The 13961-nt window shown below is 55.4% G+C and carries 12 protein-coding genes; 7 read left to right on the forward strand and 5 right to left on the reverse strand.

What is annotated here, in order from left to right; all coding sequences use genetic code 11:
• The first annotated feature begins 87 nt into the window (after positions 1 to 87).
• Positions 88 to 921, forward strand: a complete 834-nt coding sequence (locus L6990_RS02255) for a glycoside hydrolase family 16 protein (protein WP_237202455.1) — start codon at positions 88 to 90, stop codon at positions 919 to 921.
• A 190-nt stretch (positions 922 to 1111) separates the two neighbouring features.
• The gene (locus L6990_RS02260; RefSeq protein ID WP_237202456.1) at positions 1112 to 1576 is read left to right on the forward strand and encodes a hypothetical protein; all 465 of its coding nucleotides are present in this window, start codon (positions 1112 to 1114) and stop codon (positions 1574 to 1576) included.
• Between the two features lie 78 nt (positions 1577 to 1654).
• Here the strand turns inward: L6990_RS02260 and L6990_RS02265 are convergent, their stop codons facing one another.
• Positions 1655 to 4147: an ExeM/NucH family extracellular endonuclease gene (locus tag L6990_RS02265; RefSeq protein ID WP_237202457.1), complete on the reverse strand. Its 2493-nt coding sequence runs from the start codon at positions 4145 to 4147 to the stop codon at positions 1655 to 1657.
• Positions 4148 to 4661: 514 nt separating this feature from the next.
• On the opposite strand from L6990_RS02265, the gene L6990_RS02270 reads away from it, so the two are divergent.
• The 3 genes from L6990_RS02270 to L6990_RS02280 all read left to right on the forward strand — a co-directional run bounded on the left by L6990_RS02270 (position 4662) and on the right by L6990_RS02280 (position 8518).
• Positions 4662 to 6317, forward strand: a complete 1656-nt coding sequence (locus L6990_RS02270) for an L-lactate permease (RefSeq protein ID WP_237202458.1) — start codon at positions 4662 to 4664, stop codon at positions 6315 to 6317.
• A 170-nt stretch (positions 6318 to 6487) separates the two neighbouring features.
• Complete coding sequence (locus L6990_RS02275; RefSeq protein ID WP_237202459.1) at positions 6488 to 7129, forward strand: class I SAM-dependent methyltransferase; 642 nt, start codon at positions 6488 to 6490, stop codon at positions 7127 to 7129.
• A 99-nt stretch (positions 7130 to 7228) separates the two neighbouring features.
• Complete coding sequence (locus L6990_RS02280) at positions 7229 to 8518, forward strand: cytochrome P450 (protein ID WP_237202460.1); 1290 nt, start codon at positions 7229 to 7231, stop codon at positions 8516 to 8518.
• Positions 8519 to 8599: 81 nt separating this feature from the next.
• Here the strand turns inward: L6990_RS02280 and L6990_RS02285 are convergent, their stop codons facing one another.
• Genes L6990_RS02285 through L6990_RS02300 form a run of 4 tightly spaced genes read right to left on the reverse strand, consistent with a single transcriptional unit; the run spans position 8600 to position 11874 of the window.
• Complete coding sequence (locus tag L6990_RS02285; RefSeq protein ID WP_237202461.1) at positions 8600 to 9877, reverse strand: Mbeg1-like protein; 1278 nt, start codon at positions 9875 to 9877, stop codon at positions 8600 to 8602.
• Between the two features lie 27 nt (positions 9878 to 9904).
• Complete coding sequence (locus L6990_RS02290) at positions 9905 to 10582, reverse strand: DNA-3-methyladenine glycosylase I (RefSeq protein WP_237202462.1); 678 nt, start codon at positions 10580 to 10582, stop codon at positions 9905 to 9907.
• A 3-nt stretch (positions 10583 to 10585) separates the two neighbouring features.
• Positions 10586 to 11344, reverse strand: coding sequence for an alpha-ketoglutarate-dependent dioxygenase AlkB family protein (locus L6990_RS02295; protein WP_237202463.1), 759 nt, complete (start codon positions 11342 to 11344; stop codon positions 10586 to 10588).
• Positions 11344 to 11874, reverse strand: coding sequence for a methylated-DNA--[protein]-cysteine S-methyltransferase (locus L6990_RS02300; RefSeq protein ID WP_237202464.1), 531 nt, complete (start codon positions 11872 to 11874; stop codon positions 11344 to 11346). Before L6990_RS02300 ends, L6990_RS02295 begins: the two co-directional genes overlap by 1 nt.
• A 414-nt stretch (positions 11875 to 12288) precedes the next feature.
• Here L6990_RS02300 and L6990_RS02305 point away from each other — a divergent pair, with 414 nt between their 5' ends.
• Entirely contained in the window at positions 12289 to 12708 is a 420-nt protein-coding gene (locus L6990_RS02305) for an arsenate-mycothiol transferase ArsC (protein ID WP_237202465.1), read from the forward strand.
• A gap of 13 nt (positions 12709 to 12721) precedes the next feature.
• Complete coding sequence (locus tag L6990_RS02310) at positions 12722 to 13924, forward strand: class I SAM-dependent methyltransferase (RefSeq protein ID WP_237202466.1); 1203 nt, start codon at positions 12722 to 12724, stop codon at positions 13922 to 13924.
• Positions 13925 to 13961: the final 37 nt, after the last annotated feature.

Consider the following 13961-nt stretch of genomic DNA (forward strand, 5'->3'; position numbering starts at 1 on the left):
CCCATTTGTAAACAAACGGTTTAGCTACAATTACAGGGCTAGGTTGGCTACATATGCCGATACCTAGTCTTTTTCAGGGGGACTCCAATGAAATCTTCAGTACTCGCGCTGAAGCCCGTTTATGTTGATACCTTCCGTAACGGTATAAACACTAAAGTATGGAATGTGTGGGGAGCTCAACACGATGATTACGTTAAATATGACCGTGGTGTAATCCGCGGAAAGCAGGTTTCCGTTCGCAATAACGAGCTGGTGGTGGCCATGAGTAAGCGCTCTAGCCCTCGTACCTTTAGTGGGGATACAACGCAGCGCTGGTGGGATACTGGCTGGATTTCTACTAAGCCAGCCTACGGTTTCACCTACGGCGCCTATGAGGTGGAGGCAATCCTTCCTGCAGCGGCTAACATCAGTGGCGGTGTATGGAGCGGTATTTGGTCACGCCCTTTTTCTGGTGCTTCAGGCGGTGAGATTGATCCCGCTGAAGCCTTTGGACATATTGGCGACCAGGCCCGCGAATCTCGTGCTGAAGGGTTCACATCAAGTATTCACTTCACGCAAAACCGCGCTCTAGCAAAGTCTAACCTTCAGTACAAACACTCCGGTAAGCACAGCCCTAAAACTGATACACCTCTGAGCACCCACTTCCACACCTACGGCATGTTCAAGAGCGACCAGGAAATCATCATTTATCTGGATCGCAAAGAAATTCATCGCATCACTCGTGCTGATAGGCCCAAAGCGTGGGGAGCTGCTTACCCGGCTCGTACCCCCTTTGATCTACGAATCTGCCTGCAGGCAGGTGGAAACTGGGGAGGCTATCCTACGTCTCGCACAGCACAACGTAGCGAATTAAGGGTACGAAAGGTGACCATGTGGAACTTTGAAACCACTCCGCTGGCAGGAGTTGCCTACCGCGGCTAGCCGATCTACTGTGGCCGGATCACACGGTGAAGAAGAACTGTTGATAACTAGGTAAGACTAGTCATCAACCTGTCTTCTTTTCACCGTTGATCTGCGGCCACCAGTAAACCAACCGGCAGGGGTAGTGTCGCTTCATCCACAGAGGGGCGATACTGCCCCTGTCTACATGGGCCATGGCTAACCTGCTGTCATGACTAAGTTCAAAGATATTTCAGACAACGTTCTTGATTACACAGACCTTCTTGAGGAACTGGGCGGCAGGTATCCCTTTGAATCTAGATTGGGGCGGGGCGTTTATCAACGCTTGACGCGGGGCAAATACATGCGCACCCGTTATTGGGCTCAACTCACCGAAGAAGAGCAATATCTGGCGCGTATCATCGGGCTAGCTGACACACTTCCGGGAGCAATTTTTTCTCACCAAACAGCTGCTCTTATTCACGGTTTGCCCACGAGCGGCGTCCCTGAGTATGTGCACCTTTATGTCCCACACAGAGTGCGGTCCCAGGGGCTAAAAATCCATCACGGGAGGCTTCATATGCCTACCGAAACCACTGTATTTTTGCCCGGCATTAGAGTCACTAGCCTAGAGCGCACACTTGAAGATTTGGCTTTGGCCCACGATAAAAAGCCCGGCATCTGGGTCAAACTCTGACCTTGATGTGGTGGACCAGGCACAACTAAGGGGGCAGACCCCAATAGGTCTGCCCCCTTAGCACTAGGTTAATTTACACTAGTCTTTCTTTTCTACCTCATGCGCATAGCGGTAAATGAAAGCCGCGGTTGCTTCACGGGTAACTGATGTATAAGGCCGGTAGGTCCAAGAGCCGTCAGCTTCAGCCCATCCGTTGGTGATACCTGTTGAGCGAAGCCAGGTAATTTCTTTGTAGAAATAGTGCGAGGGGCTGATATCGGAGAACCCTGATTGAGCTGGTACCTGGTATTCAGGGCTACCTGCGTAGCGGTAGAAGAAAGCTGCGGTTGCTTCACGGGTAATCTCTGAATGCGGACGGAAAGTGCCATCAGGCCAACCATTAGTGAGACCTTCTGCCTTCATCCACTCGATTTCCTTATAGAAGGGGTGGGTCGTGGGAACATCAGAGAATGAAGGCTGCGCCGGCAACTGGACGTCGGGTGAGCCGGCTAGACGATAGAAGAAAGCCGCCATAGCATCACGCTGTATGCCTTCCTTGGGTCGGAAGGTACGTGTACCGTCAGCCTCAATCCAACCTTTAGTAATCCCGTGTTGAGCCATCCACTCAATTTCTTTGTGGAAAGGATCGCCCTCTGACACGTCGGTGAACATAATGGCATCATGCGGATAAATGTTCATCTCTACGAGGAGGGGGTCATGGTCTGAGGAGCGGAACTCGTTCTCTTCATAGAGATTGGTGATGTTGTAGTTGTAGCGGCTGTATTCGTGGGCGATTGGCTCCACCGAGTTGATGTTCCACACCTGTGCTGATTCAACCTTCTCGGTGAGCTCTGGTGAAGCCAGGATATGGTCTATGGAGCCTACTCTGCCGTCGAATAGGTAAGTGTTACCAGCATTAAACTTCTTACCCAGGTTGGTGTAACCCGCCTCGTAAAGAACCTGCATAGGATCTTCCTCGGTATAGGAGTTGAAGTCTCCCATAAGCATTACGTTGTCGGTAGCTACGGTTTCACGCTGGCCGTGAGCGAAGTCAACCAGCGCAGCAGCCTGAGCCATACGTGAAGCGTTGGAGGCGCCTTGGCCGTCATTCTGATCAGCGTTCTCACCGCTACCTGAGCCTTTTGATTTGAAGTGGTTGACGATCGCTACGAAGACCTCGGGGCCGTGGTCTTCTGTTGAATCTGCAGGAGCAAAGGCCTGAGCCAGCGGCTGACGGGCGTTGCTAAATGCGGGATCATCATAAATCACTGATTCGCCTACAGTCCTCACCTGCGCCGGTTGGTAGATGAAGGCGGTGCGGATGACATCTTCTGAAGCTGGAAGTTGCGAGGGTGAGGGAACTGCGGCCCATTTTTCGTAGCCAGCATCTTCGTTGAGGGCAGAGACGAGAGTCTTTAGCGCAGCGTCTCTGTCAGTGCCGCCGGTGGCTAGGCTATTCTCAATCTCTTCCAGGGAGAGCACCGAGGTGTTGATCTTGTTGATTGCCTTAACGATCTTGGATTCCTGCCGCTCAAAGCTGGCAAGAGTGGCAGCGCCGCGCACTGCACAGCTGCCGCTCACCGTGATGGGGTTATTCTCTCGGTCGGTAAAGAACTTGCAACCAGCTACAGTGTCACCCACGGTGGTGAAGTAGTTCAACACGTTGAAGCTGGATGCTGTTTGACGGCTCCCCAGGATCGGTGCCTCGTATCGGGTATTGGACCAGGAGGCTGGTAGCGCTGCCGGGTCAGTATCACCGGTAACGCGGCTGGTGGGCTGAAGGCGCCACATCTGGTGTGAGTAGGAGAGCACAACAGGGTTATTGAAGGTCACCTGCGCACCGACTCGCAAAGGGTCACTGGTGCTGAGGTAGGGCAGGGGGGTGTCCTTATTACTGCGTGTGTAGTCTGTGGTGGCTCCGTCATCTAAAACGAATGCCTTAGTAGCATTCTCGGCTTCATAGGCCAGAGCAGCTTCGCCCGGGGCTACAACATCGGTAGCGGTACGCAGGGGCTGGGTGCCGTTGACCAAGCCAATTTCACCGTAGCGGTTGGTGTTGTAGTTATCGGTGACAGTAATGGGTCCGTTGGGCTGCAAGAGCATACCTTCAAGTGCTTCACGCTGTGTTTCGTCCTCAGGCAGCGGGATAGCCAGCGGAGTAACCGGTGAGAAAGGTTCTGCTAGAACGAGCAACTGAGCTGGGCTGTTTACAGTAATTTGAGTTTGACCAAAATACTCTGAGACGGTGCCGGTGACCTCCACGAACTGGCCGTGGCTGACCTGAGCTACGGTGTTGGGTGAGTAGATGAAAATCGCATCTGAAGCACCTTCCGTGGTGCCTGCCGCTCCGGTGCCCTGCGTCTGAATAAAGTAGCCTCTCAGGTCACCCTGGTTGTAGACAGCAGTTACTACACCGCGGGTGGTGACAGTTTGGTTGACCAATGGGCTGGCAACCTCGGTACCCTGGATGGCAGCGATACTGGTGGTCTCCGCAGCGAAAGCGGGTATAGCCATCATTGGGCTGATGATAAGGGAGGCAGATGCGGCCAGCGCTGGTGCCTTCCAAAGGTGTTTCTTAGAGGTAGAGGTCATCAGGGTTTCCTTGATATGTGAGTGAGGTGAGCCCGTGAGGAGGTAGGCTCCAGTAAACGGAAGGGGATAAAACTCAGTTTACTGCTTTGGCTAGTCAAGACACGGGTGTGTAACTGAAGCATAAATGAACATTAGGGCAGAAAAGAATAGCGCAAATATGGTTTTATGTGGCTTTTGGTCTCCATTACCGACTACCTGAATCTGCTCCTGGAAATGAGACGAAGAACATTGACTTAGGGTGCAGGAGCTCCAAAAGGTGGTCATATTGGTGAGCGCTATCCCTAAAATATGGCTTTGACTTGTGTTAATGAACAATCGTTGAAGTGTCAGTTCAATGGGGGTGGAGGAGGTGCCGAATCTTCATAATTTAAAGCAGTTATCGCAGGGCTGTCTGTGTTGTTTTATCCGTATTTTATGTTGGAATAAGTGGTAATTTAGGAGATGAAGGTGCCCCAGGCACACACACTATTACCCAAGAACGACACGTTGCTCCTAGAAAAGGAAACCTACCCACATGTGGCAGCAGGTCTATGACCCACTGAATAATCAGGCTCTCTCAGCTCTCGTAGCCTCCATTCCCATCCTTATTTTCTTGCTCGGTCTTACCGTGCTCAAAATGAAAGGCCTCCACGCAGCCTTAGTGTCGCTAGCATCAGCGGTGCTTCTAGCCATTTTTGTTTTTGGCATGCCCGCGGCGTCTTCCCTTTCTGCTATCGGTTACGGATTCCTCTCGGGTATGTGGCCCATTGGATGGATCGTACTCATGGCTGTTTGGCTCTACCGCATCACCGTACGAGCCGGTAACTTTGAGGTTATCCGTAGCTCGGTCTCAGCGATTTCAGCTGATCAGCGTATTCAGGTGCTCCTTATTGCCTTCTGCTTCGGCGGTTTTCTCGAAGGGGCGGCTGGCTTTGGTATCCCCATCGCGATTTGCGCCGCCCTGCTGGTAACTCTAGGCTTTGAGCCAGTCAAGGCTTGCCTGGTCGCTCTGGTCTCTAACGTAGCTTCCGGCGCCTATGGTGCTATCGGTATCCCTGTGCTGACGGGCTCAACCGTTTCTGGAGTGCCCCAGGCCGACCTTAACGGCATGATGGTGTGGGTTCTGCAGATTATTTCTGCCTTTATCCCCGTCCTTCTGGTCATGATGCTGGACGGTTTACGTGGCCTGAAGCAGACCGGTCTTCTTGCTCTGGGGCTGGGCGTGGTTATTTCGGCGGTTCAGTCTGGCGTCCTGGTAGCTCTGGGGCCTGAGCTGGCTGATATTATTCCTTACCTTTTAGGCTTGGTCCTTCTCGCTCTCATCATGATGAAGTGGCAGCCTGCCTACATTTACCGTGAGCCCGGCGCCCCCAGTCTCGAAGAGCTGGGGAGTAACCCTTCCGGGTTTAGCTTCACTGGAATCTTCAAGGCCTGGAGCCCATTCATTATTCTTTCTGCCATGATTCTGCTGTGGAGCACACCCACGATCAAGACCCTCGTGCGCCCCGCCACCGATACCACCGCTGCGGGTCTATTGAACTGGACAACCGTTCCCGTTCAGATGCCCAACCTGCACGGTGCTATCTCCCAGGTCGCCCCTATTGTTGCTGAAGAAACTGCCATGAAGGCTGTCTGGAACTGGAACAGCTTTGCGGCATCGGGTACAGCTATTCTCTTCGCGGCACTAATAACCATTCTGATTTCTACCATCAGCTGGAAGGCCGCCATCGAAGAACTCGGTGGTGCCTGGAAGCAGCTCTGGAAGCCGATTCTCATGATCTGCCTGGTGATGGCGGTTGCTAATGTGATGAACTTCGGTGGCATGTCCTCTGCTCTGGCACTAGCGCTGGCAGCAGTTGGTTCCGTTTTCCCGCTGCTCTCACCTGTCATCGGTTGGATTGGTGTGTTTGTGACTGGATCAGTGGTCAATAACAACACTCTTTTTGCAGGTCTTCAGGCGACCACTGCCTCCCAGATTGGTGCCAGCCCCTCGCTGCTGGTGGCTGCTAATACGGCCGGTGGGGTGATGGCGAAGATTGTTTCGCCGCAGTCTATTGCCATTGCGGCCGCTTCAGTGAACATGGCTGGGCAGGAATCAAAGATTACTAACGCAGCTATCAAAGTCTCCTTAGTTCTCCTTGTAATTCTCTGCCTCTGGGTTTTCGTGCTCTCGATGATCATGCCAGCCTAGTACTTCTAAAGAAGAACATGTGAGGACGCCGGTGCCGGCTTCGCTTGGGCGGGGCAGGCGACTGGCGTCCTCTTTTGTATGCCTACTGCGAATTATTCTCAATAGTGGGATGAGCGGGGATGGCGCGGGATAAGCTAGAACCCGATAGTAAACCCCAGAAAGGAAACCTCGTGCTCGATGTAGACCCCCATGAAAACCCTCTAGAATTTTGGAACGGGCTGTACTCGTCCAAAGAGCAAGTCTGGTCCGGGAAAGTCAATCAGACGCTGGCTGCTGTTGTTTCAGAGCTACCACCTGGCCGGTCTCTTGATCTGGGATGTGGTGAAGGTGGGGACGTGCTCTGGATGGCAGAGCAGGGATGGCAGGCCACCGGGTTTGAAATCTCTAATATAGCGGTTGAGCGCGCCCGGGCAGAAGCTCAAGCTAGGGGACTGGTGGAAAGGGCTCACTTTAGGGCGCACAACGCGCAAGACTGGCAGCCTGCTGAGGCAGAAACCTTTCATCTGGTTACCGCGAGTTTCTTTCAATCCCCGGTCTTTTTGGCTCGGGATGAAATTGTTAAAAAGGCTGCCGGTCAATTAGTGCCCGGCGGTCACCTAGTGCTTATTTCCCACGCGTCGCCACCTAGCTGGTACAAAGGTGAAATCCCCGGTCACTTTATTACCCCAGAGGACGAACGGCGCAACCTAGGTTTGGATGCTGAGGGCTGGGAGGTGGTGCGCGCTGAACTCATCACCCGTGACATTTTTAGCGCAGATGGTACCCCCGCAACCATCGATGACTGTTTAATTGTTGCTCGTCGCACTTCATAAAAAATTGAAGATTAAATTGAACGGCAAAGACAAATTACTCACAAGTAACACGAAGGTGAGGGTGCGCTCTAAACCTACAAAAGAAAGTAGACTTTTTGTATGAGCATCACCATTAAGCAAAACCCCCTCAAAGACCAGCTTCTTACCTTTTTCAAGGACGGCTATCTCTTTGCTTCCCGTCAGCGCAGCAAGGCAGGTCTGCCAGCTGATTCGCACTGCCCGGTTACCATCAATGCCCTGGGCGGCAAGGCAACCATCATTCGCGGTGAGGACGCCGTGGATTTCTTCTATGATGAGAGCATCATCAAACGCGATGGTGCTATGCCCTCCTTAGTGCAGGGCCCTCTCTTTGGTGAAGGCGCCGTGCACACCCTCGATGGCGAAGCCCACAAGGTGCGCAAGGCAGCCATGGTAGCCATGGCCTACGAGGACACCCGAGTAGATGCCTTCCGCGAGTACGTAGAAGAAGAAATGAAGGCCGTCATCGAGCGCTGGAAGACTAAGCCAGGGAACGTCTACGATGATGTTGCCGTAGCCTACGGCCGTGCAGCCTTCCGCTGGGCCGGCGTACCGGCATCCGATGAAGAACTGAATAAGCGCGCCACCCAGATGAGCCACCTGCTAGATACTTTCGGTGAGGTTAAGCAGAACGTTCTGGCCTGGATTGACCGCAAGAAACTGGATAAGTGGGCTGAAGCGCTCATTGAGGGTGTGCGCTCAGGTGCCACCACCGTTGACGCCGACTCCGTTGTGCAACACATGGCTGATTTGCGCGATGAAAAGGGCGAGCTGGTTTCCGCTAAGTTAGCCGGTATCGAGCTGCAAAACCTGACCCGCCCCACCGTGGCTGTCTCTCGCTTCGCTGCTTTTGCTGCCGTGGCTCTGGTACAGAACCCAGAGTGGGCGCAGAAGGTGAAGGCTGAGGTTGAAGAAAACGGCGGCCGCCTCATCAACCTGCCGATTGCCACTGCCTTTGCCCAGGAAACCCGACGAGTCTACCCCTTCGTGCCCATGCTACCTGGCTTTGTCACTAAGGACGCCGAGGTCTCGGGCTGCCCCGTTCAGAAGGGCCAGCGCGTCCTCATGGACATCCTGGGAACCCACACCTCACCCAAGGTCTGGGAGAACCCCAGCGAGTTCAACCCCCAGCGTTTCTTGGATATTGAGGACTACGAGCAGGTCAAGGGCTTCTTGCCCCAGGGCGGCGGCAGCGTGCAGGACGGGCACCGTTGCCCCGGCGAGAAAATCGGCGTGGCGGCTCTGTCCTCTACCATCGCAGCGCTCTCAGCTGACAATGTGACCATCGCCCAGGAAGCCGATGACACCACCTTCAGCATGACCCAGCTGCTGACCCGCCCCAGCACCGGCGTGCGCGTCAGCGTCGCTTAGGGGAGTAAACCCTCGGGGAGTAAACCCTAGAATGCATCGGTACCGCCGAGCGTGACTAAGTGCCAGGTGCCTAGCAACCAGCTAGGCACCTGGCTTTTTCTCTGTTGTCTCTGCCGGCGCCGGTGCAGCATCTCGTTCCAGTAGTTTCTGTAAGCCTAGTGGAACAGCGGTTTTCGTTGCTTGCTGTGCCAGGATTTTTTGAGGGAACTTAGGTGGGGCTGCTAACCAGGCCGGTACAGCCCGGCTCTCTTTAACCTGCTGCTTTTCAGCTTTCTTCTGTTCCTTCCACAGCTGCACATAGTCATCCGCTAACCGGCTCACCAGTTCAGCGGTCTCCGGCTCAAGCTCCGCAGTCTTGGTGCGCATGAGCTGGATAAAGGGGAGCACCTTGACCCCAATATCGAGCAGGCTGCCATAGCCCTCACCCATGGCAAGATCGAAACAGGCATCCACCACCTTTTCGATATCTTCCGGCGCATGGCGGGTCAGCCACTCACCGGTCACCTTCGCCACACGCTCGCTGGCACTGGTAGTGGCGTCCTTAGGTTCGAAGGTGCCCGTCTCATCGACCTGCCAGAAAAAGACTGAATGCTGCATGAGACCGATACCGCCGCTTGCTACTACCTCTTGCTGGGTTTTACGGAACATGAGCCGGCCCACGATGCTGTCCTCGGGCATAAAGTCCCTAATTTTAGGGAGCAGGCGTAGATACCCCGGGTTCTTCAGAAAAGCCTCGGTGAAGCCGGGGGCATCGAAGGCTAGGACGCTTTCCACCCGTCTTTCTAGCTCCTGCGGCTGGGCGGAAGTTGCGAATACAGCAAGGTGACCGCCCTTGGAATGGCCGGTCACATAGATGGGGGTGGAGGCAGCCTGCTTGAGGTTGTCTTCCAGATAAGTGACCGCTAAGAGCTGGGCGGGGATATCCTTCTGCGCTGCCAGGTGGAAATCTTCCTTCCAGCCAATCAAAGAGTCATCGGTTCCTCGAAACACGACTTGCCTGAAGACCCCAGGAACCACCAGGGTGAGCGCCGCAAACTGAACCTGCTCGGTGGCGTCTAAATGTGCCCTGTAATCGAAGAAACGCAGGGCAGCAAAACGGGGTGAAGTGGCTACCAGTTTGAGCAATTGCAGACGCTGCTTGGTGGCAAGAAACCAGTTGGTCCGCAGGGTGCTGTCGGTGACGAACTCCTGGTAAATCTGGGCTGCTGAGATACCCCGGGCAAAGCCACGATGATCCTCTGCGATATCGTCCAGCGGTAGGTAGGCTAGCTCGTTGAGCAGACAAAGATCGGCTTCGGTCAGGGGCTGCTCGTCTAGGGGGATAGTGAAGGTTTTCTGCGCATACTGCAGCAGGTGCATTCTTAGCCTTTCGGGGTTTCCACCAGTCTAACGCGCTTGCCCGCTCGGTTCCCACAGCCTCGACGAGCCGCGTCGATGGGATGCCAGCAGATGGGTATCAACCAGGCCGATGGCTTCCATGAGGGCAAAAGCGCTAGTAGGGCCAATAAATTTAAACCCCTGCTTTTTGAGGGTTTTTGCCAGGTGAACTGAGGTATCACTGTGTGTAGGTATGTCAGAAATGGTGCGGGGCATATAGGTACTTGAGGGCTGAAAAGACCAAATGAGGGCGGCTAAGCCCGGCTCTACCTGCTGGCCGTTAGCCAGCGTCCTGTCCTGTAAGGGAATACTGCTGCCATCCGGTTTTTGAAGAGAAGTTAGTTCACGTAATCTGAGCGTGGCCCTAGCGTTAGAAATGGCTGCCCGGATCTTACCTCGATGGCGAATAATGCGGGCATCAGCAGCCAACCGTTCTACGTCCTCATCGGTGAAAGCTGCTACCTTCTCGGGCTGAAATCCGGCAAAAAGCTCCCTGAAAGCATCCCTTTTGGTAAGAATCGTGCGCCAGGACAGCCCCGCCTGGAAACCCTCTAAACAGAGCCTCTCAAAGACACCGCGTTCATCGGTGACCGGCATACCCCACTCGGTATCGTAGTAGAGCCGCATCAGCTCATCGGCTTCAGCCCAGTCTGGCCGAACCAGCCCATCTGCACCTGGTTTGCTCATATCTCATTCTCCTTCTGCCCTGAGAATACTCTCGGACTGTTTCTCAGGTGGGTGCAGACCCGTGACGCGCAGGGTGATGTTGATGCGCCCCTCCGGTAGCAGGCAGCCGGGTGGGGTAGTGCCCTCCAGAAGCTTGGGCACCCCGTGATACATGAAACGGCTGGGCCCACCAAAGACCAGAAGATCACCGGAGGCGAGCAGAATGTCTTGGTAGGGCCTGGTTTTTGTTTCGGTATTGCCCGCTCTGAACAGCGCCGTCTGGCCAATGGAAAGCGAGACGACCGGGGCACTGCAACGCTCCTCTTTATCCTGGTGCATGCCCATGGACGTCCCCGGAGCGTAGTAATTGATAAGTGCCATATCCGGGCTGTAGGTCTCAGCCCAGGCTGCTAACTCAGCCTCGGAAAGCTGGGGCCAGTAGCTGGTGTGAGAGCTGCTATAGGCGTCCTGAAGTGCCTTTCTGCCCACCCCCACCAGCCAATCTGGCACCGGGGATGGCGCGCGTCCACCAAATTCTGGTGCTGACTGGCTGTAGCTGTAGTTGCTCCAGTGCCAGCCTAGGGAGGTTAGCTTAACCGACATTTTCTTACCGTAAATTTCGGGGTGGTGAGGCGGTATGCTGCCAGCACCCCAGCGGTGGAACTGAGCAACCAGAAAATCCTGCTGCTCAGCGGTGAGCCAGCCGGGCAGGTGAACAACGCCGGGCGCCAGCTCCTGCGGCTGGCGGGGCAAGAAGCTATCAGTAAAGAGGGCGTCGACCACTAGAAGAGCTGACCCTTTTCTTCAGCTGAAGGGGACTCCAAATCCAGCAGAAATTCTTTGCGGTCCAGCCCACCGGCGTAACCGGTCAACTTCCCGTCAGCTGATAGGACGCGATGGCAGGGGATGAAGATAGAGCACTTATTACGGCCTACCGCCTGGCCAACCGCCTGCGCAGGTGCATGCGGGCCCACCACCTTGCTAATGGCTCCGTAGGTGGTGGTGTAACCGTAGGCGATGCCCTTGAGATGCTCCCAAACCGCTAACTGAAAGTCGGTGCCTTCGGGGTGCAAAGCGACCTCAAAGGTGGTGCGGGTGCCATCGAAGTATTCTGTAAGCTCTCGAGCTGCCTGTGCCAAGACCGGGTGGTCGGTGAGGTCTTTGCGTTCGCCTAAATCACGAGCCATGGGAAAGTGCGCCTGACCTTCAAAATAAGCACCAATGATCGCTTCATTTTCTGCAACCAGGTACATGCCCCCTAGAGGTGACTCAAAGATACCGTAGATGCGCTGGGGCAGGTCAGTTTCACTCATAACTCTATTGTGACACGTGACATGGCAGGGCTGGTGACGGCGAAGCCGTTGTTGACGTGATGGTAGGGGCCGCTAAAAACATCAACGACTTCAAGGGTATGGGCTTGGACGTCGTCGTTGACTACGCTGACTTGAATACCTAGCCCATCACTATCAAGCAGCTCAACATACTGGGTTCAAAGTCAGGCACCAAGGAAGACCTCGAAGCTCTCTACGAGATGATGAGTTCCGGGGATCTGAACCCTCCGATGAACATCATCAGCCACGATGAGGTTCCTGCTTCACTGGAGCGTTTGAGCCAGGGCGGTCTTGCCTTTTGCGCCAGCATATTGTTCAAGGACAAGGAGAGCCGGGGCAGCCTTAGCCGATTCAGTGGGCTCCCGCCCCGCTGCACAACCGCGTAGACTAGCCCTTATGGCACATACTCACCCCACCGTACTTTTTGTTTGCAATACCAACGGCGGCAAGTCCCAGATGGCTGCCGCTCTGGCAGCCCTAGACGTGCCCCACGTCTTTACCGCTATCTCAGCGGGCCTTACCCCAGCTGATGCCGTCAATGGGCAGGCGGCTGCCTCCCTGGCAAAGATTGGGGCGGATATGGCCTCCAAAACGCCCACCCAGTTGACCGACGACATGCAGCGCTCAGCTGACTTGGTCGTCACGGTGGGGGATGCCGTTACCCCTGAACTCGAAGGCGTCAAATACGTGCGCTGGAACATCATCGACCCATCAGTCTTTGGTGCTAAGGGTGATGCCCGCATGGACAAGCTGCGCGATGACCTGCGTGAGCGCGTCAACGACCTGGCGGGAGAATTTGGCACCTGCTGCAGCTAAGCGAGGTATCGATATGTTGAAGAACCTTGTAGTTGCAGCCGATGAACGCGCTGAAGCTCTGGACCGCCTGATTCTCAGGGGCGCTGACCGGCAACTCACCGGTGTGGATGCCGGCGATATCGTGGTGCTAGAAGACAGCAGCGGGGCGTTGACTCTGCATGCTCTAGCTACAGTTCTCGCTGAGACCGACACGGCTCGCAGGGTGCTGGTACGTTCTCGCTCCTACCAACAGGCCCGCGCTATGCGCACCTTGGCTGACCGGCTGCTGGAAGGTCTGGGGCAAGATGCCGTAGCTCGACTAGTAGTTGCTGGACTGGACACCGAAGCGCTGGACCTCGAAACAGCTCTAGCGGAATGTTCGCTGAAGCCCACCCTGGCACTGGGGCGCCTCCCCAAAACCTTGTCAGCCCTGGATGACTGGAGCCGTGCTCTGGCCCGCCACAGCGCCCTGGCTACTACCGAGTTTTCGCTCTGCCTGGGCGGCAACACCAAGCACATGACCCGCACCATGAACACAGTGCTAGAGCAAAGCTTTGGTGAGGTCTGGGCTGGACGCGGTCAGGGCAAGTTTCGTGCCCTGCTAGCAAAGGCACCTCGCCAGAGCGTTCTGGCCCATACCGCCGAAGAGACCCAGATAGCGGCAGGCACTCTGCTGGGTCTGGGTGGTGTTTTCTCCGGTGGCCGTGAGGACCGCGGGGGAGCCTACCTGGCAGATATTGCCTGCGACCTGCTCCCTCAGCTACCGCGGTCTGCTGGCGGTGAAGCTGTGCGCGTCCTTGATTTGGGCTGCGGCAACGGCTCAGTATCCCTGCGACTGCTGCACCGGGCGCAAGAACTCAGCCTGCCCTTGGTGCTCACCGCCACCGATCTGGATGCGGACGCCGTGCGTTCGGCTACCCAGACCCTGGCTCCCTACAAAGCAGGGGAGCAGACAGTCACCGTCACCTGGGACGATGCTTCCGCTGGTTCTGCGTCGGGAAGCTTTGATCTGCTGCTGCTCAACCCGCCCTTCCACGAGGGCACCAGATTGGATGCTACTATGGTGCGTCCCTTGCTGGACGCCGCCACCCGGCTACTGGCCCTGGACGGGCAGCTGCTGCTGGTGCATAATTCGCACCTGCGCTACCGCGCCCAGCTAGAAGACCGTTTTGAGGAGGTGGAGCAGCTGGGCCGCAATGGCACTTTCACGGTGCTGAGCGCCTGCAACCCCCTTTAGCCTTCCGACCTGAATAAAAGTACCCGCTGTCTGTGCA

The organism is Rothia endophytica, assembly GCF_928381505.1.
GTDB classification, from domain to species: Bacteria; Actinomycetota; Actinomycetes; order Actinomycetales; family Micrococcaceae; genus Rothia; species Rothia endophytica_A.

Coding starts and splice junctions, on each gene's coding strand:
- L6990_RS02285 (WP_237202461.1), bottom strand. CDS start 9,877: ATGCACCTGCTGCAGTATGCGCAGAAAACCTTCACTATCCCCCTAGAC.
- L6990_RS02310 (WP_237202466.1), top strand. CDS start 12,722: ATGTTGAAGAACCTTGTAGTTGCAGCCGATGAACGCGCTGAAGCTCTG.
- L6990_RS02305 (WP_237202465.1), top strand. CDS start 12,289: ATGGCACATACTCACCCCACCGTACTTTTTGTTTGCAATACCAACGGC.
- L6990_RS02270 (WP_237202458.1), top strand. CDS start 4,662: ATGTGGCAGCAGGTCTATGACCCACTGAATAATCAGGCTCTCTCAGCT.
- L6990_RS02260 (WP_237202456.1), top strand. CDS start 1,112: ATGACTAAGTTCAAAGATATTTCAGACAACGTTCTTGATTACACAGAC.
- L6990_RS02300 (WP_237202464.1), bottom strand. CDS start 11,874: ATGAGTGAAACTGACCTGCCCCAGCGCATCTACGGTATCTTTGAGTCA.
- L6990_RS02290 (WP_237202462.1), bottom strand. CDS start 10,582: ATGAGCAAACCAGGTGCAGATGGGCTGGTTCGGCCAGACTGGGCTGAA.
- L6990_RS02255 (WP_237202455.1), top strand. CDS start 88: ATGAAATCTTCAGTACTCGCGCTGAAGCCCGTTTATGTTGATACCTTC.
- L6990_RS02280 (WP_237202460.1), top strand. CDS start 7,229: ATGAGCATCACCATTAAGCAAAACCCCCTCAAAGACCAGCTTCTTACC.
- L6990_RS02265 (WP_237202457.1), bottom strand. CDS start 4,147: ATGACCTCTACCTCTAAGAAACACCTTTGGAAGGCACCAGCGCTGGCC.